Genomic DNA, 25,757 nt, shown 5'->3' with positions numbered 1-25,757 from the left:
GCCTATTCCGCGGGCCTCATGCGGAGAATGCGGCCCTGCCGGGAATCCGTCAGGAGATAGACCAGGCCGTCTGGACCCTGGCGCACGTCGCGGATGCGTTCGCCCAAGTTCTGCAGCATGCGCTCCTCACCGGTCACCCTGTTTCCGTTGGTTTCGAGCCGCGAGACGAGCTTGCCGGCGAGCGCCCCTACGAGGATGCTGCCGCGCCAGGCCGGGAACTTGTCTCCCGTGTAGAAGGCCATGCCGGAGGGGGCGATGGACGGGTCCCAGTAATAGATGGGCTGTTCCATCCCGGGCTTTCGCGTGCCTTCGCCGATCTTCTGGCCGGAATAATGCACGCCGTAGGAGATCACGGGCCAGCCGTAGTTCTTGCCCTTCTGCGGAATGTTGACCTCGTCACCACCGCGTGCGCCGTGCTCGACGATCCAGAGTTCTCCTGACGTCGGATGCAGCGCAGCCGATTGAATATTGCGGTGGCCGAGAGACCAGATCTCGGCACGCGCATCCTCGCGGTTAAGGAAGGGGTTGTCGGGCGCCGGGCCGCCCGTCGGCTTGATGTGGACGATCTTGCCGAGATGATTGCTGAGGCTCTGCGCCTGATCGCGCAGATCGTTACGTTCGCCCAAGGTCACGAAGAGGTTGCCGTCGCGACCGAAGATCAGGCGTGAGCCGAAATGATAGGTGCCTGCATAGGAGGGTTCCTGGCGGAAGATGATCTGGGTGTCCTCGAGAGCCGCTCCGTCCTGGCTGAGGCGTGCGCGCGCCACGCTCGTGCCGTTCCGGCCTTCGCCCCTGTCCTCGGCAAAGCTCAGGTAGACGAGGCGATTTTGCGCAAAATTCGGATCGAGCGCCACATCGAGAAGGCCGCCCTGACCACGGGCTGAAATGCCGGGAAGACCCTTGATCGGCTCGGAGAGCTTGCCGTCCGCATCGACGATGCGCAGCCGCCCGGACCTTTCCGTCACCAGCATGCGGTTGTCGGGGAGGAAGGCGAGGCCCCACGGGTTCTGGAGATTGCGGGCGACAGTCTCGACGATCACCTCGACCCTGTCGGTGCGAAGGCGCTGCGTGTCCTGCGCGAGAGCAACCGGAGCTGCGGCAAGAGTCAGAGCGCAGGCAAGAGCAAGGCGAAGGTTTTTCATGGAAGGCTCTCCGTCAGTTCAAGGCCGAAGAGCTAACCTCTCGGCACGGGGCGTCAACCTCGCTGCCGTTCACTCACGTGTTACCTGACGGAATAGACGTGGACAGTATTGGTATCCCGTGCCGACAAAGTCTTCGTGGTCGCCAATACAGAAAGTGTGGCGAGCCCCATCAGCATGATCAATGCCAGTGAGCAGCGGCTTTGCTGGCGAAGATCCATCCGATAAGCCCGGGACGCGACATGATTTCTGGGACGGTAGGTCTTCATGGGTACTTTCCCCAGGAGGGCCAAGGTGGGTTTGGAGAAAAAACCCTTCCATTTCAGGAAAGTTCCGCCGGGTGCTGATGTCTTTCTTTCGAAGATCTTTCCAAGTGCTGTCGTTAGCATATCGTTAACCAATATTAACGCATCGGCGAGTGGAGTGCGGTAGAAGACAGAGCAATAAAATGGCCGGGACAAAACCCGGCCATCTGGCGAAAACTAAGGCCTGTCAGAGTTATTCTGCCGCAATATTGGCGGCTTTGATGATCTCGGCCCAAGTCTGAATTTCCTTGGCCAGATAAGGTTTGAAGGTCTCCGGATCGCGCACGTTCAAAGTAAAGCCGAGCTTCGTGATGCGCTCTTTCACATCCGGCTTGTTGAGGATTGCGATGATTGTGCCAGAGAGCTTGTCGAGGACGGGCTTGGGCGTGTTCACAGGGGCAAAGAAGGCAGCCCAGGATTCCGCATCTGCATTGGTGATTCCCTGTTCGCGCAAGGTGGGCACGTCGGGAGCCAGAGGATTGCGCTGCGGGCTTGCCAAGCCGATGGCGCGCATCTGGCCGGCCTGGAACTGGGAAAGCACGCTCGGCAGGGTCGAATTCGACACGTCGATGCGCCCTGCCATGAGCTCCGTCACCAGAGGGGCCGCGCCCCGGAAAGGCACGTGGGTCATCTTGATGCCTGTACGGGTCATGAACAGCTCGGTCGCCAGATGCGAGCCGGAGCCGATGCCGGTCGAGCCGTAATTGAGCTTGCCGGGGTCTTTCTTCGCCAGTTCGATCAGTTCCGGGATGGACTTCACCGGCAGGTCGTTCTTCACCACGAAGACGTGCTCAAAGGCGCCGGCGCCTGCGAGAGGTGCGAAATCCTTGACCGCGTCATAGCCCGGCTCCTTGAGCAGGAACATGTTGTTCCCGTGGGTCTGGTTGTTGCCGAAGACGATGGTGTAGCCGTCGGGCTCGGCGCGGGCGACGGCCCGGGTGCCGATGGCGCCCGAGGCGCCCGCCACGTTCTCGACGATCACGTTCTGGCCGAGGTCCTTGCCCATCTCCTCCGCCACGATCCGGGCGATCACGTCGGTCGGGCCGCCCGCCGGATAGGGCACCACCATCTTGATCACATGGTTAGGATAGGGCTGGGCAGCGGCCGCCTGGGAGAGGAGGGTGGCTCCGGCGACGAGGCCGAGAGCCATGCGGCGGGTGAGGGAAAAGGTCATGAAAAGGCGTCTCCTGAAAAACCCAGTCTAAAGGGGCTGTTTTGCTTGCTTGGACAGCTTGAGCGGATTAGGGTCCGCCCCCGTCACATTCCCTACCTAACGCCCCGACTGGAGGTTTCCCATGGGCTTTTTGTCTGACGCCCTCTCGCGCATCAAGCCGTCTGCCACGATCGTCATCACGCAGAAAGCGCGGGATCTCAAAGCCCAGGGCCGGGATGTGATCAGCCTTTCGGTCGGCGAGCCTGACTTCGATACCCCCGACAACATCAAGGAGGCGGCTATTGCCGCCATCCGCCGCGGCGAGACCAAGTACACCCCCGTCTCCGGCATCGTCCCTCTGCGCGAGGCCATTGCCCGCAAGTTCAAGCGCGAGAACGGCCTGGACTACAAGCCCTCGCAGACCATCGTCTCCACCGGCGGCAAGCACGTGATCTACAACGCGCTGCTCGCGACCCTGAATCCGGGCGACGAGGTCATCGTCCCGGCCCCGTACTGGGTGTCCTACCCTGAGATGGTGGCGCTCTGCGGCGGCACGCCGGTGTTCGTGGATTGCACGATGGAGCACAATTTCAAGCTCCAGCCGGAGCCGCTCGAGCGCGCCATCACGCCCAAAACCAAGTGGATCATCCTCAACTCGCCGTCGAACCCGACCGGTGCGGCCTATTCTTACGCCGAGATGAAGGCGATCACCGACGTGCTGATGCGCCATCCGCATGTATGGGTGCTCACCGACGACATGTACGAGCATCTGACCTACGGCGATTTCGAATTCGCGACGCCGGCCCAGGTCGAGCCGAACCTCTATGAGCGCACGCTCACCATGAACGGTGTCTCCAAGGCCTATGCCATGACCGGCTGGCGTATCGGCTACGCTGCTGGCCCCGAGCACCTCATCAAGGCCATGGACTTCGTGCAGGGGCAGCAGACCTCCGGCACGAGCGCGATCTCCCAGTGGGCAGCCGTCGAGGCGCTCGATGGTCCGCAGGATCACCTGACGCGCTTCAGACGAGCCTTCGAGGAGCGCCGCGACCTCGTGGTTTCCATGCTGAACCAGACGAAGTACCTGAAGTGCCCGATGCCGGAAGGCGCCTTCTACGTCTACCCGTCCTGCGCCGAGGCCATCGGCAAGACCACCCCGTCAGGCAAGGTCATCAAGACGGACGAGGACTTCGTCTCCGAGCTTCTGGAGACTGAGGGCGTGGCCGCCGTGCATGGCTCGTCCTTCGGCCTTGGCCCGAACTTCCGAATCTCCTACGCCACGTCTAACGCGGCCCTGGAGGATGCCTGCCACCGCATCCAGCGGTTCTGCGGCAGCTTACGCTGATGGATCTGCCTCGGACATTCCACCCGGATCCCGAAGCGGAGCCTTATCGGCTCGACCAGCAATCCGCCTATCGAGTGAAGTCGGATTTCCGGGTCGACTTCACCAATGGCGGCTATGTCGAGGCGAGGGATTTCCTCCTCGATATCGAGGGCGACAGCGTCTCGCCTGAGCGTCTGGCCAAGATGATCGTCTCGGCCATGAACCTCCTCCGGGCCGGGCCAGTGACGATCTTTTCCATGACGATTGTGCGTCGCGGCGAGCACCAGGATACCGTGCCGGCTCCGTTGAGGTAGCCCATACCGTTCCCCGGAACGGCACGCCGTCCTGTGCCGTTGATCGCTAAGCTTCGACAAGCTTAGGAGATCACCATGCTTCGCGTAGCTCTCCCCGTTGCCGCACTTGCTGTGACGTCCCTGCTCGGTTCTTCCGATGCGCAGGCGCAAACAAGGTCCCGGGTTGGCGTTCTGACCTGCAATGTCTCCGGCAGCGTGGGCCTCATCCTCACATCACAGAAGACCACGGCCTGTGTCTTCAATCCTCGGCGTGGCAGGAACGAACATTATGTCGGCGTGATCCGGCGGTTCGGTCTGGATATCGGGGCAACCAACCGAGGTATTCTGACCTGGGCTGTCTTCTCTGGAGGCAGCGTTATGCCCGGTGCCCTGGCAGGGAGCTATGCCGGAGCTTCCGCCGAGGCAACAATCGGCGCAGGCCTTGGCGCAAACGTTCTGGTGGGCGGATCGAACCGGTCCATCGCTCTCCAGCCTCTGTCCGTCAGCGGCCAAACAGGCTTGAACTTTGCCTTGGGCGTTGGCGATTTCGAACTGCGGGCCATCCGATAAGCATCACGTCTGGGCCTCCTCCGAACGGTCAAGCCAGAGCTTGACCGTTTCTTTTTGCGCAAAAGACCCCTTGCCAACTCCTCCCGACAGGCAGAGCATTCCCCTCAACGCGACCGCTAAGAGCGCGCTGACGGGGGCAGGGAGGAGACTACCATGGCACCCAACGGCAGAGGACCTGCGGGCCCGCGATGCATTGCCATCGTTGGCCCATTTCAGAGCGGCAAGACCACGCTCCTCGAAGCGATCCTGGAGCGCACCGGCACGATCTCGCGTGCAGGCCGCGTGGCCAATGGCGACAGTGTCGGCGATGCGAGTGGAGAGGCCCGTGCCCACGGCATGAGCATCGAGCCGAATGTGGCGACCGTTCAATTCCTCGGCGAGACGATGACCTTCATCGATTGCCCCGGCTCCACGGAATTCCTGCACGAGATGCGCAATGTCACGCCGGTTTGCGATGCGGCCATCGTGGTGTGCGAGTCCGACGAACGTAAGGTCCCCGCGCTTGAAGTGATCCTGCGGGAGCTGGAGGAAGCGGACATTCCGCGTTTCCTTTTCATCAACAAAATCGACACGGCGACGCAGCGTGTGCGCGAGACCTTGAGCCTCCTGCAGCAGGCATCACGTACGCCCTTGCTGCTGCGCCAGATCCCGCTCTGGAAAGACGGCATTGCGGTGGGCTTCATCGATCTCGCGCTGGAACGCGCTTTCATCTATCGCGAGCATGCGCCGAGCGAAGTGGTGGAGATGCCCGACGGCGAAAGCCTGCGCGAGCGCGAAGCGCGCTTTGCGATGCTCGAGAAGCTCGCTGATTATGATGACGAGTTGATGGAGGAGTTGATCTCCGAGATCGAGCCTCCGCGCGACCGCATCTTCGACGATCTCTCAAAAGAACTGCGCGACCGGCATGTGGTGCCCGTGCTCATTGGTTCCGCCGAGCGCGGCAACGGTGTCACGCGCCTTTTGAAAGCCCTGCGTCACGAAGCGCCGACGCTCGCGGAAACGCGCGCCCGTCTTGGAATCTCCGAAGAGGGCGCGCCGCTCGCGCATGTGATGAAGACATTGCATATGGGGCAGGGCGGCAAGCTCTCCGTCGCGCGGGTGATGCGCGGCACCTTCCGTGAAGGCGACACGGTCGTGGGCTCGCGCGGCGCTGAAAGCCGCGTCGGCAGCCTGCTCACGATGGTGGGCAACACCACCACGCGCAAAGCCGAAGCGGTTGCCGGTGATACGGTTGGCTTCGGACGGCTTGAAGGCATTGCGACAGGCGACAGTTTGGCAGCAAACAAGAACAGGCCTGAAACCATTGTCTCGTCAGCTCCGCCTGAGCCTGTCTACGCAGTCGCCCTCAAGGTGAAGGATCGCAAGGACGATGTGCGGCTCTCGAGCGCGCTCGCGAAGATCACAGAGGAGGACCCGTCGCTCGTGGTAGAGAACCGGCCTGAGATGGGCGAGATTCGTCTGCTCGGGCAGGGTGAGATGCACCTGCGTGTTGCGGTGGAAAAACTCGCCTCACGCTTCCAGGTCGGCGTCGACATCGCCAAGCCGCGCGTCGCCTATTGTGAGACGATCCGCTTGCCGGCCTCCGCCCGCGGACGCCATCGCAAGCAGACCGGTGGACACGGCCAGTATGGCGACGTGATGATCGAGATCAAGCCGCTGCCGCGCGGCGGAGGCTTTGCCTTCGAGGATCGGATCACGGGTGGCGTCGTTCCACGCCAATACATCCCCTCTGTGGAGACCGGCGTGCGCGATGCCCTGAAAAGCGGCCCGCTGGGCTTTCCCGTGGTCGATCTCGCGGTGAGCCTCACGGACGGCTCCTATCACACGGTGGATTCCTCCGATGCCGCCTTCCAGGCAGCGGCGAAGCTCGCTCTGGCGGAAGCCCTGCCGAAGGCTAAGCCTGTGCTGCTGGAGCCTATCCTGTCGGTGGAAATAACCATTCCCACCGAAGCCCTGTCCAAGGCGACCAGCCTTGTAACCGCAAGGCGGGGTCAGATCCTCGGCTATGATGGACGGCCTGGCTGGGCAGGTTGGGAAGTGCTGAACGCCACTATCCCGGAATCCGAAATCGGCGACCTGATCGTCGAGTTGCGCTCGGTCACGGCGGGCGTCGGCACCTTCTCGACCCGCTTCGATCACATGGCTGAGCTCAGCGGCAGGCCCGCCGACATGGTCCTGCAGAAGACTCACTAGCGCATCGTGCGGAAAAGTGGATCCGGTTTTCCGCGTCACACGATGCGCTACTCCAGAAAGAGAGCATCGTCGGTGGGCGTCACGACTCCTCGTCGAGGGGGCGCCCATCGACAAATTCTTCCTTCCGCTCCAATCTAAGCTTTACCGGAGACGCCATCTCGTCTGAAACAGACTCGCCCTGGAGCGGGAGGAAAACAATGAACGCCACAACTCAACCGGCCGCTGTGACGGACCCGGCGGGCCAAGCCTCGAATAGGCATTGGCTCAATTCCTATCCGCCAAACGTGCCTCAGGTCATTGAAGACGCGAATATCGGCACCCTCAACGACATCTTCCGCAACGCCATCACGGAATACCCGAACCGTGTCGCCGCCGAGAGCTTTGGCAAGCGCATCACGTATACGCGGCTCGGGCAGAGCGCTGATGCCGTCGCTTCCTGGCTCCAGCAGCAGGGCCTGAACAAGGGCGATCGTGTCGCGATCATGTTGCCGAACGTGATGGCTTATCCGGCGATCCTCTATGGCGTGCTACTGGCCGGTGGCACGGTGGTCAACGTCAACCCGCTCTACACGCCACGCGAGTTGACCTATCAGCTGAAGGATTCCGGGGCGCGCTTCCTGTTCGTGCTCGAAAACTTCGGACAGACGGTGGAGGAGGCTCTGCCCGATCTCAGGCTTGATCGTGTGGTTATCGTGACACCGGGCGATCTGCTGGGTCTTAAAGGCGCCATCGTCAATCTCGTCTCGCGCCATGTGAAAAAGGCCGTCAAACCCTTCCGCCTGCCGAAGGCCGTGCCGTTCAAGGCCGTGTTGAGTGAAGGCGCGCGCAAGAAACCGCAAGCTGTCACCGTCACGCGTGATGACATCGCCTTCCTACAATATACCGGCGGCACGACAGGCGTTGCGAAAGGTGCGGTTCTGCTCCACCGCAATGTGGTAGCCAATGTGCTGCAATGTGAAGCGTGGATGCGCCCCTACTTCGGTGAGCGTGAGGACCACGTGATGGTCACAGCGCTGCCGCTCTATCACATCTTCGGTCTCACGGTGTGTGGGCTCCTCATGACGAAGATCGGTGGCTGTCAGCTTCTCATCGCCAATCCGCGCGATATTCCAGGTTTCGTGAAGACGCTCAAGAAGAGCAAGATCACGCTCATGTCCGGCGTGAACACGCTCTACAATGCGCTCGCTCACGCGCCGGGCATCAGGGAGGTCGATTTCTCGCAGCTGGTCTTTGCCGTTTCCGGCGGCATGGCAACCCAGGAAGCTGTTGCGAAGAAGTGGAAGGAGATTTCCGGTCAGCCCATCATCGAAGGTTATGGCCTGTCGGAAACATCGCCGGTGGTCTGCGCCAATCGTCTCGATATCGAGGAGTTCACCGGTACCATCGGCTATCCGTTGCCGTCGACTGAAGTGACGGTCCGCGCGAACGACGGCACCATCCTGCCGCCGGGCGAACGTGGCGAACTGTGCGTGAAGGGGCCCCAGGTGATGGCGGGCTATTGGCAGCGCCCTGACGAGACCGCACGCGTGATGACGCAGGACGGCTATTTCCGTACCGGCGATGTGGCGGTGATCCTGCCCGACGGGCAGGTGAAGATCGTGGACCGAATGAAGGACATGATCCTGGTCTCCGGCTTCAACGTCTATCCCAACGAGGTCGAGGATGTGCTCGTGAAGCACCCGGGTGTGATGGAGGCTGCCGTCATCGGCTTGCCGGATGAGCAATCGGGCGAGGCGGTCGTGGCTTACGTGGTGCGCAAGGATCCGAGTCTCGATCCTGAAGACCTGCGCCAATTCTGCCGGGAGAACCTCACCGGCTACAAGGTGCCCCGCCGGATCGAATTCCGGGAGACGCTGCCGAAGACCAATGTGGGCAAGGTCCTGCGCCGCGTCCTCAAGGAGGAGGTCATACCTCACCACTAGAGCATCGTGCGGAAAAGTGGATCCGGTTTTCCGCTCTCAACGATGCTCTCATTCAAGGAGAAAGCATCGGATGGGTCCCAAAAGTGCAAATCCACTTTTGGGTCCGATGCTGTAGAGCATCGTGCGGAACCGAAGGTCTGCGTCAGCGAAAAGTGGATCCGGTTTTCCGCACTCAACGATGCGCGATTCCAAAAAGGGAGCATCGGATGGCCCCAAAAGTGCAAGGCCACTTTTGGGCCCGATGCTCAGGCTTTGCGAGTGCTGAAAAAGAAAAAAGCCGGGCCAAAGGCCCGGCATGAAGTGAGGTCCGACAAATAGAAGTCAAAACCTTCCAGAGGGAACGGCCGACACGGCAGCGCCGGGAGGAAGAAAAGCGGTGCCGCGTTGAAATCAGCCAATGCCCATATCGGCTGCATTCGACTTATTTGCAATGCAACATGCCTCATGAAAGGGCTGCGCTGCACGCATGGCTTGAGCGAGACCATGACATAAAACTGCCATGCCTCCTCTCAGAGGGGGTGATTCAAGGCTTTTCGGAGCTTAGTAGGTCCAGCGCTGGGCTTTGGAAATCAGGAAGTCGCGGAACGCCTGGACACGGGCGACGGAGCGCATTTCTTCCGCATAGACCAGATAGCTGTCGAGTGAGGGCATCTCCACATCGCGCAGGATCTGGACCAGGTTCGGATTGCCCACGGCTGCATAATCCGGCAGCACCGCAATGCCGGCACCGGTTTCGACTGCGAGTTTCAGGGCCGTGATGTTGTTGACCACGTAATGGTACTGACGCGGCTCGCGACCCTCTCGTCCAGCGGTCGAGAGCCAATGCACCGACATCAGGTAGGACGGCTGGTCGCCGCCGAATGAAATGATGCGGTGCTCGTCGAGTTCTTCCAGGGTCTTCGGCTCGCCGAAGCGTTTGATATAGTCGGTCGATGCATAGACGTGGAAATGCACCGTGAAGAGGCGGCGCTGGATCAGGTCCGGCTGCGCTGGGCGGCGCAGGCGGATGGCCACGTCCGCCTCGCGCATGGCAAGGTCCAGCTCCTCGTTGGAGAGGATCAGCTCGATCCGCACATCCGGATAGAGATCCATGAATTCGGCGACGCGCTGGGCCAGCCAGATCGAGCCGAGGCCTACGGTGGTCGTCACCTTCAGCTCGCCGGAGGGGCGTTCGCTCGTCTCGACAAGGCGAGCCTTGGTGGTTTCCAGGCGCATCCGCATGTCGCGGGCGGCGCGGAACAGCAGATCGCCCTGCTCGGTGAGGATCAGGCCACGGGCATGTCGGTGGAAGAGGGGGGCCTTCAGCTCGCGCTCCAGGGCGCTGATCTGACGGCTGACGGCGGATTGGCTCAGGCCCAGATCGTCACCGGCGCGGGTGAAGCTGCCCGCTTCCGCGACGGTGTAGAAAATCCGGATTTTATCCCAGTCCACGGCGTTCCCCTGCTGCCCTGCATTCTCCCGATGCGGGGCACCCAATCTCTTATGAGCTGGACGCAGGATGCAATAGGAATCCTGCCCAAGGGATAACCAGTTGTTAACAAACCCTATTCAGCGGCCTCCTGGGTGGCCTCCAGGGCGGCCAGATAGCGCTCAGCATCCAGGGCAGCCATGCACCCCATGCCTGCCGACGTCACAGCTTGGCGGTAAACGTCGTCCGTGACGTCGCCGGCGGCAAAGACGCCGGGGATATTGGTGCTGGTCGAGCCCGGCTTCACCTGAAGGTAGCCGCCCGGCTTCATGTCGAGCTGGCCGACGAATAGTTCCGTGGAAGGTTTGTGGCCGATGGCGATGAACACGCCGTCGGTCTTGAAGTCGGAGACTTCGCCGGAAACCAGGTTCTTCAGCTTCACATGGGTGACCGAGGAAGGGTTCTCCGTGCCGCAGATTTCCTCGACGGCGCTGTTCCAGAGCACCTCGATCTTGGGGTGCTTGAACAGGCGATCCTGCAGGATGCGTTCGGCGCGCAGGGAATCGCGGCGGTGGACCAGGGTGACCTTGGAGGCGAGGTTCGCGAGGTAGAGTGCCTCTTCGACAGCGGTATTGCCGCCGCCCACCACCACGACCTCCTTGTTGCGATAGAAGAAGCCGTCACAGGTGGCGCAGGCCGAGACGCCGAAGCCCTGGAACAGGCCCTCGGAGGGCAGGCCCAGCCACTTGGCCTGGGCGCCCGTCGCGACGATCAGGGCATCGCAGGTATAGGTGTGGCCGGAATCGCCCTCCAGGCGGAAGGGGCGCTGCTTCAAATCCACCTTCACGATGTGGTCCGAGATCATCTTGGTGCCCACATGCTCGGCCTGAAGGCGCATCTGCTCCATGAGCCAGGGGCCCTGGATCACCTCTGCAAAACCCGGATAGTTCTCCACATCCGTGGTGATCATGAGCTGCCCGCCGGGCTGGAAGCCCGAGATCATGACGGGTTCGAGCAGGGCGCGTGCCGCATAGATCGCTGCCGTATAGCCTGCAGGCCCCGAGCCGATGATGATGAGCTTGGCGTGAGAATGGGCCATCAGGAAATCTCCAGCGAAAAAGCCAGGTCCGGCAAACCGAGCGAGCGTCGGTGAAGGCTGAAGCCCCGGACGATGGCAGCAGCAATCTTGGGCGTTGAATTTAAGGGCTCGTAGGGCTGTCCTACAAGACGGCCCTCGAATGGATGCACAACTCCATGGGCCCTCATGGCCGCCATGTAAACATCAAGTTTGGGATGCCCACCGGAAGGCTCGAAGACCAGGATCGGTTTGCCCGTCGCTGCCGCTTCGCCGATCATGTTGAAGGAATCTGCCGTGGCGACGATGAAGTCGGCAAGACTGAGCATGGAGACGTAAGGGTTCTCGCCGGTACCGTCCCAGAAATAGGCGTTGTGCCGCACGGTGAGGTCGATGAGGGCCTCCCGCAGAGCCGAAGGTGTACGGCGGGAGGCTGTGATCATCAGCCCGGCCCCTGGTTCCGCAAGGGTCGTCAGGTGCTCAACGAAGCGGGCAATATCTCTATCCGTAAACCGATGATGACGGCTGTCGCCCCCGACAAGCACGGCGACTCGAGGATGGGGCAGGGAGGCTAGGCGAGGATCGGGCTGCGCGCGTGCAGCCGCAATCTTGTCTGGAGAGACCCGGTGCGGCGGCGTCAGGGTCGTCAGGACGTTGGGGCCTCGCAGCCGGTCGTAATCCGGCGACCAGATGAAATCGGCGGTCTTCGGTCCCGTCCGAGGATCTTTCAGGAGAACCGTATAAGTCCGCCCGCCCGAGGCGCGTTTGATGAAGCGCAGATAGGGGACGGCCCTGCGCCCGGAGGCGATGAGCAGATCGGGATAGGGCGGGGTGATGGGGCTGCTGGGAGCGCCGGATCGCTCCCGGAAGTCAATAGGTCCCCAAGGCATTGCCCAGGTGAAAGGCGCTCTTGGCTTCACCCGGCGGATCTGGGGCTGAAGGCCCAGGGCCTCTGCCACGCTCAAGGCTTGCAGCTCGTCCCCGGCCTTGCCATCGGTCAGAACCCAGGTGATAAGGCCGGTGTTGTCGCGCAACATTCGATCAATGAGCCTGTGGAGTTCATGTGGTTCGTTGCGACTTAATCGCCCGTCCCGCTTGTGTCGACCCTTTACACGGTCTACTCAGCCAAGACGAGTTTTTTGACTTAAGTGCTGCATGACCTGGGCCTTGAAGAGCCGGGCTTGCGCCTATTGGAGTAACCGTGCGCGGACGCCTCGATTCGATTGACTGGGCTATCCTGAAGGAACTGCAAGCCGACGGCAGCATCACCAATGTGGAGCTGGCCCGCCGCGTGGGCCTCTCAGCGCCGCCATGTCTGCGCCGAGTGCGGGCGCTCGAGAGCGCGGGGATCATCAAGGCTTATCGCGCCATTCTGGACCCCAAGGGCCTGGGCTTCGAGATCGTGTGCTTTGCCATGGTCCAGCTCGACGTTCAGGGCAAGAAGGAGCTCCAGGAGTTCGAGCAGCGGGTGAGGGACTGGTCCATGGTCCGCGAATGCTGGACCCTGTCGGGCGATATCGACTTCATCATGAAATGCGTGGCCCCCAACTTGGCTTCCTTCCAGGGCCTCGTCTCCGAGCTCACGTCCCTGCCCAACGTCCGCAACGTCCGGACCGCCCTTACCCTCGACCTGATCAAGGACGAGCCGCTGGTGCCGATCCAGGACATCGCGGAAGTGACCGAATAGGGCCCTGGCCTTAAGCTCTCATCCGAGTCTGCGCCGCAGCCACCAGACATAATGCTGGGCCATGGCCACTGCGCGACCCTGCTCGTCCGGGTTCAGGCTGCTGGTGTCAGGATCCCGCGCCGCGTGCTGCGGATGACGGGCCAGGATTTGGCCTCTGGGGCCAACGGCCAGGGCCTCGCCGTCCATGCCGTCGCTTCCGCCACCACCACCGCCGCCGTGGCGCCGCCAACCCCTCCCGTTGTCGGGGGACGAGGTGAGGAAGATCCCGGTAATGACCAGAACAAAGCGCGGGCCGCGCGGATCGACCCGGTCGGCGAAGGAACGGCGCAGCTGATCAAGGGCAGCTTGGCCGACGAGATCGGCAAAGGGACCGAGCCCCTTAGCCTTCAAGGGGCTGACATCGACGGAGAACGAAGAGAAATATTTGGGGAAGGCTTGGGCCTGAGCCGAGACATGCGCCAACAGTCCCGCACCGGCAAGGCCGGTGCGGGCGAGGCTCGTCAGGAAGGAGCGGCGGGATAAGGGGAGCATGGCCTGATCTCTCATCATATGCCCCCTCATCATATTGGATATTACACGCGGAACTGAACGCCCACGACTTCGTAGGATTTCCCACCACCGGGGGTGGAGACCTCCACCGTGTCGCCGATGGTCTTGCCCATCAAGGCGCGGGCAATGGGGGAGGACACGGAGACCCGGCCGGAGCGGACGTCGGCCTCTGGCTCGCCCACGATCTGATAGGTCTTTTCTTCCTCGGTGTCCTCGTCCACCAGCTTCACGGTGGCCCCGAACTTGATTCGCTCGCCCGAGAGCTTCGCGATGTCGATGACTTCCGCGCGGGAAATCAGGCTTTCCAGCTCCAGGATACGGCCCTCGTTGAGGGACTGGGCTTCCTTGGCGGCATGGTATTCGGCGTTTTCCGACAAGTCGCCGAGCGCGCGGGCTTCCGCGATCGCCTGGATGATCCGGGGGCGCTCAACCTGTTGCCGGTGCTTGAGCTCTTCCTCGAGCGCCGCAAAACCCTTGATCGTCAGAGGGACCTTGTCCATCGTTTGTCTCGTCCAAAAAGAGGTACGAGGCCGCTGTTTCCAGCGCCCTCGCATGTCAACGAAAACTTACCAGAAGCTTCGCAGTTCCATTGTGCAGGCAGGAACACCTCAGGCGAAATAGTCCTGAAGCGCCCTGACCTCGAGATCACCGCCGAGATAGGCCTTGATGCCCTCGGCTGCAGCGATCGCTCCTGCAAGAGTGGTGTAGTAAGGTATCTTATGCAAGAGGGCAGCTTGTCGTAGCGAACGGGAATCTGACAGAGCACCCGCCCCTTCGGTGGTATTGAACACCAGCTGGATGTCGCCGTTCTTCATGGCATCCACCACGTGGGGGCGCCCTTCAAGCACCTTGTTGATGCGCTTTGCCTTGACGCCCTGCTCCTCGAGATACTTCTGGGTGCCGGCGGTCGCCACGATCTGGAAGCCGATTTCCTCCAGCAGCCGGACTGCGGGAAGGATTCGGGCCTTGTCCGAGTCGCGGACCGAGACGAAGAGGGTGCCGGTCTTCGGCAATTGGCTGCCAGCGCCGAGCTGGCTCTTGGCGAAGGCCACGCCGAAGCCCCGGTCGAGGCCGATGACCTCGCCCGTGGAGCGCATTTCCGGCCCAAGCAGCACGTCCACGCCTGGGAAGCGGGCGAAGGGGAACACGGCTTCCTTCACGCCGATATGCGGCAGTTCCTTCGGGGTCAGAGCGAACTTGGCCAGGGGCTCGCCGGCCATCACGCGAGCCGCAATCTTGGCGATGGGCTCGCCGATGACCTTGGCCACGAAGGGTACGGTCCGCGAGGCGCGGGGGTTTACCTCAAGCACATAGATCGTGCCGTCCTTGATGGCGTATTGCACATTCATCAGGCCGCCCACGTCGAGCGCCAGGGCGAGAGCCTTCGTCTGGCGCTCCAGCTCGGCCATTGTCTCCTTCGAGAGCGAGCGCGGCGGCAGCGAGCAGGCGGAATCGCCCGAGTGGATGCCCGCCTCCTCGATGTGCTCCATGATGCCGGCGATGAACACGTCCTTGCCGTCGCAGAGGCAGTCCACGTCCACTTCGATCGCATCCGAGAGATAGCGGTCGAAGAGGAGCGGGTTCTTACCCAGAACCGTGTTGATCTGACCCGTCTTGTCGTTGGGGTAACGAGCCTTGATGTCGGATGGGATCAGGCTGGGCAAGGTGCCGAGCAGGTAATCCTCAAACTGGTTTTCGTCGCGGATGATCGCCATGGCGCGGCCGCCGAGCACGTAGGACGGGCGCACCACGAAAGGCAGGCCGAGATCGGCGGCGATCAGGCGCGCCTGCTCCACGGAATAGGCGATACCGTTCTTCGGCTGCTTCAGGTGCAGCTTGTCCAGGAGGCGCTTGAACCGGTCGCGGTCCTCGGCCAAGTCGATCGCATCCGGCGAGGTGCCGAGGATCTGCACATTCGCCTCTTCCAGCGCATGGGCAAGCTTGAGCGGGGTCTGGCCGCCGAACTGCACGATCACGCCGTGGAGCGTGCCCTTGGAGCGCTCGGTCTCAATGATCTCCAGCACGTCCTCCTGCGTCAGCGGCTCGAAATAGAGCCGGTCGGAGGTGTCGTAGTCGGTCGAGACCGTCTCCGGGTTGCAGTTGATCATGATGGTTTCATAGCCAGCGTCCTTCAGGGCGAAGCACGCATGGCAGCAGCAATAATCGAATTCGATTCCCTGGCCGATACGGTTCGGGCCGCCGCCGAGAATGATGACCTTCCTGGCGTCCGACGGATTGGCCTCGTCGGCGGGCTGGCCAGCAAACGGAGCCGTGTAGCTTGAGTACATGTAGGCAGTCGGGGAGGCGAACTCTGCCGCGCAGGTATCGATGCGCTTGAAGACTGGGCGCACGCCGAGAGCGCGGCGCGCCTCGCGAACCTCCGACTCGGTCTTGCCGGCGAGAACCGCCAGCCGCGCATCGGAGAAGCCCAGCGCCTTGATCTGGCGGAAGGCGCCCGGGCTCCTGGGCAGGCCGTGAGCCTTCACCTTGGCTTCCATGTCGACGATGTCCTGGAGCTGCTCCAGGAACCAGCGGTCGATCTTGCAGGATGCGTAGACCTCGTCATGGCTGATGCCGAGACGAAGGGCTTGCGCGACCTTCAGGATGCGATCCGGGGTCGGCGTGCCGAGCGCGGCCTTGATGGCGTTCTTGTCGTCGCCCTTGCCGAGCCCCTCGATTTCAATCTCGTCAAGACCGGTGAGACCCGTTTCGAGCGAGCGAAGCGCCTTCTGCAGCGATTCAGGGAAGGAGCGGCCGATGGCCATGGCCTCGCCCACCGACTTCATCGCGGTGGTGAGGGTGGGCTCGGCACCGGGGAACTTCTCGAACGCGAAGCGCGGAATCTTCGTGACCACGTAGTCGATGGTGGGCTCGAAGGAAGCCGGCGTCGCACCGCCGGTGATGTCGTTGGCGATCTCGTCGAGCGTGTAGCCGACCGCGAGCTTCGCCGCGACCTTGGCGATGGGGAAGCCCGTGGCCTTCGAGGCCAGAGCGGACGAACGGGACACGCGCGGGTTCATCTCGATCACGATCATGCGCCCGTTCTCGGGGTTGATCGCGAACTGCACGTTCGAGCCGCCGGTTTCGACGCCGATCTCGCGCAGAACCGCCAGCGAGGCGTCGCGCATGATCTGGTATTCCTTATCGGTGAGCGTGAGAGCCGGCGCGACCGTGATCGAATCGCCCGTGTGCACGCCCATCGGATCGAAGTTCTCGATGGAGCAGATGATGATGCAGTTGTCCGCCTTGTCGCGGACGACCTCCATCTCATACTCCTTCCAGCCGAGCACGCTCTCCTCGATCAGCACCTCGTTGGTGGGGGAGGCGTCCAGGCCACGCTCGACGATGTCGAGGAATTCCTCGCGGTTATAGGCAATGCCGCCGCCGGTTCCGCCCATGGTAAAGGACGGGCGGATGATGGCGGGCAGGCCCACTTCCGCGAGCGCCAGCAGAGCCTCGCCCATGGCGTGTTCCTGATAGCGCTTGCGGCGGTCGTTCTCGGCCCCATCCCACTTCAGCTTGTAGGCGGCGATCATGCGCTTCTTGTCGCCGGGATGGATGTCGAGTGCTTCGAGGCGGGCAAGCTCGGCGAGATAGGCTTCCTTGTCGGCCTTCTTGAGGGCCGAGGCGTTGGCGAGGCGGGACTTCGGGGTGTCGAGGCCGATCTTGGTCATCGCCTCGCGGAAGAGCTGGCGATCCTCGGCCTTGTCGATGGCTTCCGCCGTCGCGCCGATCATCTCGACGCCGAACTTCTCAAGCACGCCCATCTTCTTGAGGGAGAGGGCGCAGTTCAGCGCCGTCTGGCCGCCCATGGTGGGCAGGATCGCGTCAGGGCGCTCTTTCTCGATGATCTTGGCGACGATCTCAGGGGTGATCGGCTCCACGTAGGTGGCGTCCGCGAGATCGGGGTCGGTCATGATCGTCGCGGGGTTCGAATTCACCAGGACGACGCGATAGCCTTCCTCCTTCAGGGCCTTGACGGCCTGCGTGCCCGAATAATCGAACTCACAGGCCTGACCGATGATGATCGGTCCTGCGCCGATGATGAGAATGGAGGAAATGTCTGTCCGCTTCGGCATAGGCCCACCCAGGCGTGTCCAGCCGCGCGGCCGCTCTATGCGGCGCTTCAAGCGCAGCCGGGATGTGTCAGATTGAAGGTTGAGAGAGGCTCTTACACGGAGATGTCAGAAATTCAAAGACCTAAGCCATGATTTGGCGACAGGTCTCCCCATGCGGCATGATCGCCCGCGTTTATGGGGAACCCCCAAGGAGGCAGAGGATGGATGAGGCATCGCGTTGGGCTGTAATTACCGGGGCATCGAGCGGGATCGGTGCGGAACTGGCGCGGGTTTTCGCGGCGCGTGGCTATTCTCTGGTCCTTGCTGCCCGGCGTCATGAGCGGCTCGAGGCTCTCGCGGATGAGATCCAGAGGTCTCACAAGGTGCAGATCGAGGTTATGGCCCTCGACCTGGAGGACAGGGAGGCGCCCCAAGATCTCGTCGAAATGCTCCGGGATCGGGGCATTCAGGTCCATACTCTTGTGAACAATGCAGGATTCGGGCTGAGGGGTAACTTTGCAACCCTGCCCTTCGAGCGGCAGATCGCCATGATCGATCTCAACGTCACGGCGCTCACGGCGCTTTCCCGCCTCATGCTGCCTGGCATGCTTAAGCGAGGGCGGGGCGGTATCCTGAACGTGGCTTCGACAGCCGCCTTCCAGGCTGGGCCCTATATGGCAGTCTATTATGCCACGAAGGCTTTCGTGCTCTCTTTCTCTGAGGCCTTGCACGAGGAGGCGAAGTCCCGAGGAGTTACGGTAACGGCGCTCTGTCCCGGCCCGACCGAAAGCGAGTTTTCCGCAATGGCCGATCTCGAAAGCTCCAAGCTTTTCAAGCAAGGCGCCATGTCCGCCGCCGCGGTCGCGCGGATGGGTGTCGACGGCTATGAGGCCGGCAAGGCCATCGTGGTGACCGGCGTGACCAACCGGTTGGGAACGTTCGGGGCGAAGTTTCTGCCTCGCGCCATGATCCGCAAAATTGCCGGGGCTCTTCAAAGAGGCGAGGTGACGCGATCTGCAGAAGAGGCTAACGGGTAGGCGTGACCGCGTTATCCTCCTTCCACCGTCTCAGCCGGCAGTTCGCAGCCTTCTTCGGGGTCGGACTCGCGGCGGCCGTGGCTCATTACGGCTTGCTCATCCTTCTGGTCGAAGGAGGAGGATTTCATCCTGTCCCGGCAACCCTCGCCGGCTATGTGGCCGGTGGCTTAGTGTCCTATGTGCTCAACCGCAGGCATACTTATCAGAGCAGCCGTCCGCATCGCGAGGCGACGTGGCGTTTCGCCGTGGTTGCCTTCGTCGGCTTCCTGCTGACCTGGTTTCTCATGCATGCCTTCACGGTTTGGATCGGCGGCCCCTACCTGCCGGCGCAGGTCATCACCACAGGCGTCGTAATGCTGTGGAGCTTCATGGCGCACAAGATTTGGACATTTGCATAAGCAAGCAGCGCTTTTGGCCTGCCTCTGAAACGTTCCAGGATTCTGATGCAGGTCAGGGCTGCATCCCAGCGGGTCGCCAGAATCTTTTTGCAGTGCAATAAGCGCATCTGCTCCTTCCAGAATTCCCCGAGGTTTTCGATGTCCGATCTGGCGATTGCAGAGGAAGCGCGCCCGGCTGCGCCAAGTCATCATGGGCCAGGTCATGGGCATGCCGCTACCAAGTCGCGCCTCACTGTTGCTCTCATCGAGCTGGCGCTCGCCGTCGGCAGCTTCGGCATCGGCACGGGGGAGTTCGCCATCATGGGGCTGTTGCCCAATCTGGCGCAGGAATTCGCCGTCACGACGCCACAGGCAGGCTATGCCATCAGTGCCTACGCTCTCGGCGTCGTCGTCGGTGCTCCCATCATTGCCGTGCTCGCGGCAAAGCTCCCGCGACAGACGCTGCTGCTTCTTCTCATGGCGATCTTCGCAGTTGGAAACCTGGTGAGCGCCATTGCGCCGACTTTCGAATCCTTTGTGCTGATGCGTTTCCTGACCGGTCTTCCACACGGCGCCTATTTCGGCGTAGCGGCGCTGGTCGCGGCATCTCTCGTCGAACCCAAGAAGCGCACCCAGGCCGTGGCCCGCGTGATGATGGGGCTGACGGTGGCAACCCTGATCGGCACACCCATCATGACGTTCTTCGGCCAGATCCTGAACTGGCGGATTCTGTTTGCCGCTGTAGGCTTCATGGGGGCGCTGACCGTTGTTCTCATCTGGTTGTTCCTGCCGAAGGATCGGGTGGAGGAGGGCGCAAGCCCGATGCGAGAACTCGGTGCCTTCAAGCGCAAGCAGGTCTGGTTCACGCTCGCCATCGGCGCCGTTGGCTTCGGTGGTCTGTTTTCCGTGTTTTCCTACATCGCTTCGACAGCCACCCACGTTGCAGGCATGCCGGAGAGCACTGTGCCGTTGATGATGGCTCTGTTCGGTTCCGGCATGATCGCCGGCAATCTCGTTGGTGCGTGGTTTGCCGACAAGAACCTGATCGGCACCATCGCAGGAACGTTGGCCGGCAGCGCAGTCGTCATGACGCTGCTCTGGCTGACGGCCCATAATCCTTATCTGCTGTCAGCTTTCGTTTTTCTCGTCGGCTGCAGTGTCGCTCTTGGTCCTGCTCTGCAAACGCGATTGATGGATGTCGCAGCCGATGCGCAGACATTGGCCGCCGCCTCGAACCACTCGGCCTTCAATATTGCGAATGCCCTTGGTGCCTGGCTCGGTGGCCTTGCGATTGCGGCAGGCTATGGTTTCGAGGCGACCGGCTGGGTCGGCGCGGTTCTGGCCGTCGCCGGTCTCGGCGTGCTTGCCTGGTCGATCGCCAGCGAAAAGCGCTCTCTCGCGAGAGCCTAGGCAACCTGTCCGACGAAGGTCATCCGCGCCGGGTTATGACCGAGATTGCGTGCGGCGCGTTTCGGCTCGAAACCCGCGTCGCGCAGAATATCGACGATCTCGTCTTCGCTGTACTGTGCGAGCCCAATCTCCTCTCGGATCTTGCGATACTCGGAAAAGGCCGTGCGAGCGAGGCCGAGAAGGGCCGACGTCAGAAAGCCACCCTGCCAGGCGAATGAGAGAAGCGCTTTCGCATCCGTGACCGGGCTCACATCGGGTGGGATCACATCGGCGATGACGAGTTTGCCGCCGCTCTTCAGTTTCGAGCGCCAGAGCTTCAGCAGGCTGCGCAACTCATCAAGAGAAAGATATTGCAGAAGCGAGTTCACGACGATGAGATCAAGCGATGCGTCCGCAAGGCTGGCGACCTCATCGGGAGCGAGGATCACGATACGCTCATTCGCGCCGAACTTCTCCTGCAGGCGTTCTCTCACGAGGGGAGCGGCATCGCTCAAATAGAGCTTCGCGCACTTCGCGGCGACCTGATCGGCAAAGAGGGCTTCGCCGCAACCGTAGTCGAGTACGACCGCCTCTCGGGAGGGGATGAGGCCGATAATGTCGTTCGCCACGAGCTTGTAGTGCAGCAGCTTGTGCCGCTCGCCCGAATAGATCGGCGTGTCTTGGTTCCAGTAATCTCGCCAGTTCAACATGAGGCGAGTTCTAGCCCAAGCTTAGGCCTGCGTCATCATGCTTAAGCCCAGAGCTTCGTCAGCGGTCCATCCGTGCCATCGACAGGGTCCATGTCGGGCAGGGGCACCCGGGCGATCTGCTGCTGCGAGGCGGCAAGCGCGTTGGGGTCGTCCCGCACGGTATCGTAGCTGCGGCCACCCGGATAGGCGCCCACGACGGCGAAGTCATCGCTCGAGTTGATGAGGGCATGGGCCACACCCGCCGGAACGATCACGACATCGCCTGTCGATACGGCAACGGTCTCGCCATCCTCGCCGCCGAAGCGGACGGTGGCTGAGCCCGAGAAAACGCCGAGCACCTCATGGGTGTTGGGGTGATAGTGATGGAATTGGAAGATGCCGTTGCGCCAGGAATTGGTCCAGCCATTCCGGGCGAAGGTGGTCTCGAACGCTTTCGCGGGATCGTCCTGATCCGGCGTGACGGCGCCGCGGCGGACGATCAACGGCAGAGAATTGTTAGGCACGATGCCGTTGCTTTGGAAAACGTAAGTCTCCGTACCCAGCGGCGTGTTGTAGCCCGTCGGATCGCCATATCCTTTTGCCTGAGCCATGCTGATCTCCCTTCTCGATGGGGAAGGAACGCGCGGCTCACGCGAAAGATCGAGCTGAAGCGTTGGGCTTGAAGCTCTTCCGCTCACATGCCCAACAGCATCGCCGCAACGGCGCGGTCGATGGAGAGATAGAACATGACGAAGGCGACGACGGCCGCAATGCCGAACTCGATGGCTTGGTTCTTCAGGAGGCGGAACTTGGCAAAGACGTTCTGTCCGAAGATGGAGATCAGCCACGCCATCGTGAGCACGACAGGGAAGATGAAGAGATACGACCAGGTGCTCTCCACCGTACCGACATTGGTGGGGTCGATGAGCGGTCGGATGTTGCGCACCCACGGCGCATAGACGGCGGCATAAAGCGAGGTCAGCCAGGACAGCGTGACGGCAATGCCGAGGTGGAAGGTGAACAGGTTGTGCAGACGGCCGAAATCGCCGGAATCGTGATCAAAATCCATCGGAGAAACCCCCAAAAATAGCCCGGAATCATTGGTTTTTATGATTAATGACTGGTTAACGTGATTTGGGGGGACGAGGCAACGTCCGCGTTTGTCGCGGCTGCATCTGCGTGTGAAAAAGCACGTCCCGAAGGCCAGCGTGACGTTTAAGAAGAAAGCGCCGTCACCCGGCGTGAGTGACGGCGCGATCTGGAAGATCCACGTAAAACAAGCCTTTTACGCGGATTGCTTCGTCTTGCCCTCGTCCATCAGCTTCACAAAGCGGTCGAAGAGATAGTGGCTGTCCTGCGGGCCGGGGGAGGCTTCCGGGTGGTACTGCACCGAGAAGGCCGGGCGGTCGGTGAGCGCGATGCCGCAATTCGAGCCATCGAACAGGGAGACGTGCGTCTCCACGGCGTTCTTCGGGAGCGTCGCCGGATCCACCGCGAAGCCGTGGTTCATGGAGGTGATCTCCACCTTGCCGGTGGTCTTGTCCTTGACCGGGTGGTTTGCCCCATGGTGCCCCTGGTGCATCTTCTGGGTCTTGGCGCCCACGGCCAGGCTCAGCATCTGGTGACCGAGGCAGATGCCGAAGGTCGGGATCTTTTGCTCCAGCACCTTCTGGATGACCGGAACGGCATATTCGCCGGTCGCCGCCGGATCGCCGGGGCCGTTGGAGAGGAACACGCCATCGGGCTTCAGCGCCAGGACCTCGGCAGCGGTAGCGGTGGCAGGCACAACCGTCACCTTGCATCCGGCGCGGGCGAGCAGGCGCAGGATGTTGCGCTTGACGCCGTAATCGATGGCGACCACGTGATGCTTCGGCTGGCCGTCCTGATGGCCGTAGCCCTCGTCCCTTGTCCAGGTGGTCTCGTCCCAGTCGAAGCGCTGGGTGCTGGTGACCAGCGGCACGAGGTCCTGGCCATCCATGGAGGGAAGGGCGGCAGCCCTGGCCTTGAGGGCCGGGATATCGAACTCGCCCTTCGGGTCATGGGCGATCACCGCGTTCGGCATTCCCTTGTCGCGGATGAGGGCCGTGAGGGCACGGGTGTCGATGCCCGAGAGGCCGACGATCTGGCGGGCTTTCAGCCAGGCGTCCAGGTCGCGGGAGGCGCGCCAGTTGGAGGGCTCCGTGATTGAGGCGGCCAGCACCACGCCACGCACGCCGGAGGACGAGGCGGCGTTCACGCTCTCGATATCCTCTTCGTTCGTGCCGACATTGCCGATATGCGGGAAGGTGAAGGTGATGATCTGCCCGGCGTAGGAGGGGTCCGTCAGGATCTCCTCGTAGCCCGTCATCGCCGTATTGAAGCAGACTTCGCCGGTAGCCTCGCCCTCGGCGCCGACGCCGAAGCCTTCCAGCACCGTGCCGTCCTGGAGCACGAGAACGGCCGTTGCGCGTGGCTCTTCCCAGCCACCCGAGTGGGACCCGGCGGTGTCTTTGTCTTGCAGCATCGTCATGATCTCTTGTAAGTCCGGGGCCAACAGGCCGTGCTTGAGCAGGCCCGTTAAGGGCCGTCCGTGAACTGTCCCCGTGACTTAAGGGGCCGCTCGCGTCCCGTCAACGCTTGAAGCCACCTTAATTTAAAGGAGATCCGCATGCTGCGCGAACGTTTCACCGCCGATATGAAAGAGGCCATGAAGGCCGGCGACAAGGGCAAGCTTGGCGCGATCCGCCTGATTCAGGCTGCCCTGAAGGACAAGGACATCGAGGCCCGCGGCAATGGCAAGGAGCCGCTCTCCGATGAGGAAATCCTGGCTCTGCTGCAGAAAATGGTGAAGCAGCGCCAGGAATCGATCGCCATGTACGAGCAGGGCGGACGCGAGGAACTGGCTCAAGCCGAGAAGAACGAGGTCGAGGTGATCTCCGCCTACCTGCCGAAGCAGATGGATGAGGCGGAGACGAAGGCTGCCATCGAAGCCGCCATTGCCGAGACGGGCGCCGCCTCCATGAAGGATATGGGCAAGGTCGTGGGGATCTTACGCGCCAAGTATGCCGGCCGCATGGATTTCGCCAAGGCCAGCGGCCTCGTGAAGGACATGCTGCCGAAGGGGTGAGCTGTCCCACCGCTCGGCATCCCCGGCACAAGGCCGGGGATGCCGATAGTGCGAAACGCAGCGTTCTTCTGATCGGGATGGCCGGGACAAGCCCGGCATGACGGGAAGCATGTTCTCAGGCCGCTTCGGCTCCCGTGAGCGTCTGAGCCAGCTCCCGCGTCGTGACGACCTTGGCGAACTCGAAGCCCAAGGTCGCCACATGCGTCGCGTGGACGGTTTCCGCCGGAATGGTGCCGCCCCTGCCGTCGGGCAGGTCGAAGCAGTCGCAGGCATCCTCGACCAAGATCATGCGGTAGCCCAGATTGGCCCCCATGCGCATTGTGGTCGACACGCACATATCGGTCGCGATGCCGAAGGCGACGATGGTGTCGATTCCAAGCCGCCGGAGGCGCAGGTCGAGGTCGGTGCCGATGAAGGCCGAGTTCACGCTCTTGGTGACGAGCGGCTCGTCACCTTTCGGCCCGAAGCCCTCCCGGAAGGCATTGCCCGGCTGGGCAGGGCCAAGGCTCGAGTTCGGCTCAACCGAATCGTGCCGGACGTGGATGATGGGGCGTCCCGCCGCCCGCCAGGCTTCGATGAGCAACAGACCGTTGGCATCGACGGCCTTGTTCCAGCGGCGCGGCCAGGATGGGCCATCGAAGGCTTTCTGCATGTCGATGGGCAGAAGAACCGCGTTCGTGAGGTCGGAAGGCATCGGAAGCTCCTTGTGAAACTGGGCTCAAGCTTCCATGAATGTTCGGCCGGTTTCACTCGACAAGATGACGGCCTGACCGGCTAAATGCCGGTTGGACCGCCTCAAGGCGGCGGATGGGGCGCCATGCTGGACGACAAAGACAAGATCCTCGTTGCCGCCTTGCGGAAGAATGCCCGGGAGAGCCTCGTCGGCCTCGCCCGCAGTGTCGGCCTGTCCCGCAGTGCGACCCAGGAGCGAATGCGCCGCCTCGAGCGCGAGGGCATCATCAAGGGCTATACGGTGGAACTGGCCTCCGAGCACGACCCCGCCGTGCGCGCCATGATCGCCGTGACCTTCGAGCCGGGTTTCCGCTGCAAGCAGGTGGTGCCTTGTCTTTCCGGCATTCCTGAAATCGTCGCCTGCCACTCGCTGACCGGATCGATCGACCTGATGGTGATGGTCGCTTGCGACTCCAATGCGACCCTCAACACGATCAGGGATACCGTTGCCGCTGTGAAGGGCGTTGCCACCGCCACAACGCATATCGTGCTGGCGACCGAGTGGTCGCGGGGCTGAAGGGGTTCACCCGGCTGAGTTTGCCGTCGTGTCATTCAGGATGTTTTGTCAAAGAGCGCGCGGAGGCGTCCCCGGGGCGTGAGAGCCGTCCGAGGTGCGGCATCAATCGAGGGGGCGCGAGGAGCGGTCCGGCTCGATGTCTGACGTGGGAGAGAGCCTGTGTGGAAACAGGCTGATTGGCACGCTTTGATGATCCAATGGGGTGGTGTGCGGACGGAATGCGGTGTGACCCTC

At 62.2% G+C, this 25,757-nt stretch carries 25 protein-coding genes; 11 read left to right on the top strand and 14 right to left on the bottom strand.

Annotated features, from left to right (window positions below):
• Window positions 1-2 precede the first annotated feature (2 nt).
• The 3 genes from DC522_RS20395 to DC522_RS20390 form a co-directional block, all read right to left on the bottom strand.
• Complete coding sequence (locus DC522_RS20395) at window positions 3-1,142, bottom strand: PQQ-dependent sugar dehydrogenase (RefSeq protein WP_116530484.1); 1,140 nt, start codon at window positions 1,140-1,142, stop codon at window positions 3-5.
• A gap of 80 nt (window positions 1,143-1,222) precedes the next feature.
• Window positions 1,223-1,408 (bottom strand): hypothetical protein, encoded by a 186-nt coding sequence (locus DC522_RS34315; protein ID WP_133239323.1) that lies wholly within the window; start codon window positions 1,406-1,408, stop codon window positions 1,223-1,225.
• A 229-nt stretch (window positions 1,409-1,637) separates the two neighbouring features.
• Window positions 1,638-2,618 (bottom strand): tripartite tricarboxylate transporter substrate binding protein, encoded by a 981-nt coding sequence (locus DC522_RS20390; RefSeq protein ID WP_116530483.1) that lies wholly within the window; start codon window positions 2,616-2,618, stop codon window positions 1,638-1,640.
• Window positions 2,619-2,739: 121 nt separating this feature from the next.
• Between DC522_RS20390 and DC522_RS20385 the strand changes: the two genes are divergently transcribed.
• The 5 genes from DC522_RS20385 to DC522_RS20365 all read left to right on the top strand — a co-directional run bounded on the left by DC522_RS20385 (window position 2,740) and on the right by DC522_RS20365 (window position 8,899).
• On the top strand, window positions 2,740-3,942 hold the full coding sequence (locus DC522_RS20385) for a pyridoxal phosphate-dependent aminotransferase (protein WP_116530482.1): 1,203 nt from the start codon (window positions 2,740-2,742) through the stop codon (window positions 3,940-3,942).
• Window positions 3,942-4,235 (top strand): hypothetical protein, encoded by a 294-nt coding sequence (locus DC522_RS20380; protein WP_205769711.1) that lies wholly within the window; start codon window positions 3,942-3,944, stop codon window positions 4,233-4,235. Before DC522_RS20385 ends, DC522_RS20380 begins: the two co-directional genes overlap by 1 nt.
• 75 nt (window positions 4,236-4,310) lie before the next feature.
• Window positions 4,311-4,784 (top strand): DUF992 domain-containing protein, encoded by a 474-nt coding sequence (locus DC522_RS20375; protein WP_116530481.1) that lies wholly within the window; start codon window positions 4,311-4,313, stop codon window positions 4,782-4,784.
• A gap of 153 nt (window positions 4,785-4,937) precedes the next feature.
• On the top strand, window positions 4,938-6,977 hold the full coding sequence (locus DC522_RS20370) for an elongation factor G (RefSeq protein ID WP_116530480.1): 2,040 nt from the start codon (window positions 4,938-4,940) through the stop codon (window positions 6,975-6,977).
• A 197-nt stretch (window positions 6,978-7,174) separates the two neighbouring features.
• The gene (locus tag DC522_RS20365) at window positions 7,175-8,899 is read left to right on the top strand and encodes an AMP-binding protein (protein ID WP_116530479.1); all 1,725 of its coding nucleotides are present in this window, start codon (window positions 7,175-7,177) and stop codon (window positions 8,897-8,899) included.
• Window positions 8,900-9,439: 540 nt separating this feature from the next.
• Here DC522_RS20365 and DC522_RS20355 read toward each other — a convergent pair.
• The 3 genes from DC522_RS20355 to DC522_RS20345 all read right to left on the bottom strand — a co-directional run bounded on the left by DC522_RS20355 (window position 9,440) and on the right by DC522_RS20345 (window position 12,419).
• Window positions 9,440-10,330: a LysR family transcriptional regulator gene (locus DC522_RS20355; protein WP_116530477.1), complete on the bottom strand. Its 891-nt coding sequence runs from the start codon at window positions 10,328-10,330 to the stop codon at window positions 9,440-9,442.
• 113 nt (window positions 10,331-10,443) lie between these two features.
• The gene (gene trxB, locus DC522_RS20350; protein ID WP_116530476.1) at window positions 10,444-11,406 is read right to left on the bottom strand and encodes a thioredoxin-disulfide reductase; all 963 of its coding nucleotides are present in this window, start codon (window positions 11,404-11,406) and stop codon (window positions 10,444-10,446) included.
• The gene (locus DC522_RS20345) at window positions 11,406-12,419 is read right to left on the bottom strand and encodes a mitochondrial fission ELM1 family protein (protein ID WP_116530475.1); all 1,014 of its coding nucleotides are present in this window, start codon (window positions 12,417-12,419) and stop codon (window positions 11,406-11,408) included. Before DC522_RS20345 ends, trxB begins: the two co-directional genes overlap by 1 nt.
• A gap of 164 nt (window positions 12,420-12,583) precedes the next feature.
• On the opposite strand from DC522_RS20345, the gene DC522_RS20340 reads away from it, so the two are divergent.
• A complete protein-coding gene (locus DC522_RS20340) occupies window positions 12,584-13,069 on the top strand; it encodes an Lrp/AsnC family transcriptional regulator (RefSeq protein ID WP_116530474.1) in 486 nt (161 codons plus the stop codon).
• Between the two features lie 18 nt (window positions 13,070-13,087).
• On the opposite strand, the gene DC522_RS20335 is transcribed toward DC522_RS20340, so the two are convergent.
• From DC522_RS20335 to carB, 3 genes are all read right to left on the bottom strand, one after another.
• Entirely contained in the window at window positions 13,088-13,600 is a 513-nt protein-coding gene (locus DC522_RS20335) for a hypothetical protein (RefSeq protein WP_133239322.1), read from the bottom strand.
• A gap of 41 nt (window positions 13,601-13,641) precedes the next feature.
• Window positions 13,642-14,118, bottom strand: coding sequence for a transcription elongation factor GreA (gene greA, locus DC522_RS20330; RefSeq protein WP_116530472.1), 477 nt, complete (start codon window positions 14,116-14,118; stop codon window positions 13,642-13,644).
• Between the two features lie 108 nt (window positions 14,119-14,226).
• Window positions 14,227-17,697, bottom strand: a complete 3,471-nt coding sequence (gene carB / locus DC522_RS20325; RefSeq protein WP_116530471.1) for a carbamoyl-phosphate synthase large subunit — start codon at window positions 17,695-17,697, stop codon at window positions 14,227-14,229.
• A gap of 200 nt (window positions 17,698-17,897) precedes the next feature.
• Here carB and DC522_RS20320 point away from each other — a divergent pair, with 200 nt between their 5' ends.
• The 3 genes from DC522_RS20320 (at window position 17,898) to DC522_RS20310 (ending at window position 20,500) form a co-directional block, all read left to right on the top strand.
• On the top strand, window positions 17,898-18,713 hold the full coding sequence (locus DC522_RS20320) for an SDR family oxidoreductase (protein ID WP_116530470.1): 816 nt from the start codon (window positions 17,898-17,900) through the stop codon (window positions 18,711-18,713).
• A 2-nt stretch (window positions 18,714-18,715) separates the two neighbouring features.
• Entirely contained in the window at window positions 18,716-19,111 is a 396-nt protein-coding gene (locus DC522_RS20315; RefSeq protein WP_116530469.1) for a GtrA family protein, read from the top strand.
• A gap of 138 nt (window positions 19,112-19,249) precedes the next feature.
• Entirely contained in the window at window positions 19,250-20,500 is a 1,251-nt protein-coding gene (locus tag DC522_RS20310; protein WP_116530468.1) for an MFS transporter, read from the top strand.
• On the opposite strand, the gene DC522_RS20305 is transcribed toward DC522_RS20310, so the two are convergent.
• The 4 genes from DC522_RS20305 to carA all read right to left on the bottom strand — a co-directional run bounded on the left by DC522_RS20305 (window position 20,497) and on the right by carA (window position 23,671).
• Window positions 20,497-21,189 (bottom strand): class I SAM-dependent methyltransferase, encoded by a 693-nt coding sequence (locus DC522_RS20305; protein ID WP_116530467.1) that lies wholly within the window; start codon window positions 21,187-21,189, stop codon window positions 20,497-20,499. The two genes, DC522_RS20310 and DC522_RS20305, sit on opposite strands and share 4 nt — an antisense overlap.
• A gap of 41 nt (window positions 21,190-21,230) precedes the next feature.
• Window positions 21,231-21,779 (bottom strand): cupin domain-containing protein, encoded by a 549-nt coding sequence (locus tag DC522_RS20300; protein WP_116530466.1) that lies wholly within the window; start codon window positions 21,777-21,779, stop codon window positions 21,231-21,233.
• Window positions 21,780-21,862: 83 nt separating this feature from the next.
• Entirely contained in the window at window positions 21,863-22,237 is a 375-nt protein-coding gene (locus tag DC522_RS20295; RefSeq protein ID WP_116530465.1) for a hypothetical protein, read from the bottom strand.
• A 216-nt stretch (window positions 22,238-22,453) separates the two neighbouring features.
• Window positions 22,454-23,671, bottom strand: coding sequence for a glutamine-hydrolyzing carbamoyl-phosphate synthase small subunit (carA, locus tag DC522_RS20290; RefSeq protein WP_116530464.1), 1,218 nt, complete (start codon window positions 23,669-23,671; stop codon window positions 22,454-22,456).
• Window positions 23,672-23,815: 144 nt separating this feature from the next.
• On the opposite strand from carA, the gene DC522_RS20285 reads away from it, so the two are divergent.
• Window positions 23,816-24,274 carry a GatB/YqeY domain-containing protein gene (locus DC522_RS20285; protein WP_116530463.1) on the top strand — a complete coding sequence of 153 codons (459 nt, stop codon included), beginning with the start codon at window positions 23,816-23,818 and terminating at the stop codon, window positions 24,272-24,274.
• 115 nt (window positions 24,275-24,389) lie between these two features.
• On the opposite strand, the gene DC522_RS20280 is transcribed toward DC522_RS20285, so the two are convergent.
• On the bottom strand, window positions 24,390-24,968 hold the full coding sequence (locus DC522_RS20280; RefSeq protein ID WP_116530462.1) for a cysteine hydrolase family protein: 579 nt from the start codon (window positions 24,966-24,968) through the stop codon (window positions 24,390-24,392).
• A gap of 123 nt (window positions 24,969-25,091) precedes the next feature.
• Here DC522_RS20280 and DC522_RS20275 point away from each other — a divergent pair, with 123 nt between their 5' ends.
• A complete protein-coding gene (locus DC522_RS20275) occupies window positions 25,092-25,523 on the top strand; it encodes an Lrp/AsnC family transcriptional regulator (protein WP_116530461.1) in 432 nt (143 codons plus the stop codon).
• The last annotated feature ends 234 nt before the right edge of the window (window positions 25,524-25,757 follow it).

The organism is Microvirga sp. KLBC 81, assembly GCF_003075415.1.
Classification (GTDB): domain Bacteria; phylum Pseudomonadota; class Alphaproteobacteria; order Rhizobiales; family Beijerinckiaceae; genus Microvirga.
The sequence above is the reverse complement of the archived record's forward strand: the minus strand, read 5'-3'. Positions and strand labels throughout refer to the sequence as shown.

Excerpts from the sequence above, each read along its gene's own strand:
- DC522_RS20395 (WP_116530484.1), bottom strand. The coding sequence starts at position 1,142 with ATGAAAAACCTTCGCCTTGCTCTTGCCTGCGCTCTGACTCTTGCCGCA.
- DC522_RS34315 (WP_133239323.1), bottom strand. The coding sequence starts at position 1,408 with ATGAAGACCTACCGTCCCAGAAATCATGTCGCGTCCCGGGCTTATCGG.
- DC522_RS20390 (WP_116530483.1), bottom strand. The coding sequence starts at position 2,618 with ATGACCTTTTCCCTCACCCGCCGCATGGCTCTCGGCCTCGTCGCCGGA.
- DC522_RS20385 (WP_116530482.1), top strand. The coding sequence starts at position 2,740 with ATGGGCTTTTTGTCTGACGCCCTCTCGCGCATCAAGCCGTCTGCCACG.
- DC522_RS20380 (WP_205769711.1), top strand. The coding sequence starts at position 3,942 with ATGGATCTGCCTCGGACATTCCACCCGGATCCCGAAGCGGAGCCTTAT.
- DC522_RS20375 (WP_116530481.1), top strand. The coding sequence starts at position 4,311 with ATGCTTCGCGTAGCTCTCCCCGTTGCCGCACTTGCTGTGACGTCCCTG.
- DC522_RS20370 (WP_116530480.1), top strand. The coding sequence starts at position 4,938 with ATGGCACCCAACGGCAGAGGACCTGCGGGCCCGCGATGCATTGCCATC.
- DC522_RS20365 (WP_116530479.1), top strand. The coding sequence starts at position 7,175 with ATGAACGCCACAACTCAACCGGCCGCTGTGACGGACCCGGCGGGCCAA.
- trxB (WP_116530476.1), bottom strand. The coding sequence starts at position 11,406 with ATGGCCCATTCTCACGCCAAGCTCATCATCATCGGCTCGGGGCCTGCA.
- DC522_RS20345 (WP_116530475.1), bottom strand. The coding sequence starts at position 12,419 with ATGTTGCGCGACAACACCGGCCTTATCACCTGGGTTCTGACCGATGGC.
- DC522_RS20335 (WP_133239322.1), bottom strand. The coding sequence starts at position 13,600 with ATGCTCCCCTTATCCCGCCGCTCCTTCCTGACGAGCCTCGCCCGCACC.
- greA (WP_116530472.1), bottom strand. The coding sequence starts at position 14,118 with ATGGACAAGGTCCCTCTGACGATCAAGGGTTTTGCGGCGCTCGAGGAA.
- carB (WP_116530471.1), bottom strand. The coding sequence starts at position 17,697 with ATGCCGAAGCGGACAGACATTTCCTCCATTCTCATCATCGGCGCAGGA.
- DC522_RS20320 (WP_116530470.1), top strand. The coding sequence starts at position 17,898 with ATGGATGAGGCATCGCGTTGGGCTGTAATTACCGGGGCATCGAGCGGG.
- DC522_RS20310 (WP_116530468.1), top strand. The coding sequence starts at position 19,250 with ATGTCCGATCTGGCGATTGCAGAGGAAGCGCGCCCGGCTGCGCCAAGT.
- DC522_RS20305 (WP_116530467.1), bottom strand. The coding sequence starts at position 21,189 with ATGTTGAACTGGCGAGATTACTGGAACCAAGACACGCCGATCTATTCG.
- DC522_RS20300 (WP_116530466.1), bottom strand. The coding sequence starts at position 21,779 with ATGGCTCAGGCAAAAGGATATGGCGATCCGACGGGCTACAACACGCCG.
- DC522_RS20295 (WP_116530465.1), bottom strand. The coding sequence starts at position 22,237 with ATGGATTTTGATCACGATTCCGGCGATTTCGGCCGTCTGCACAACCTG.
- carA (WP_116530464.1), bottom strand. The coding sequence starts at position 23,671 with ATGCTGCAAGACAAAGACACCGCCGGGTCCCACTCGGGTGGCTGGGAA.
- DC522_RS20285 (WP_116530463.1), top strand. The coding sequence starts at position 23,816 with ATGCTGCGCGAACGTTTCACCGCCGATATGAAAGAGGCCATGAAGGCC.
- DC522_RS20280 (WP_116530462.1), bottom strand. The coding sequence starts at position 24,968 with ATGCCTTCCGACCTCACGAACGCGGTTCTTCTGCCCATCGACATGCAG.
- DC522_RS20275 (WP_116530461.1), top strand. The coding sequence starts at position 25,092 with ATGCTGGACGACAAAGACAAGATCCTCGTTGCCGCCTTGCGGAAGAAT.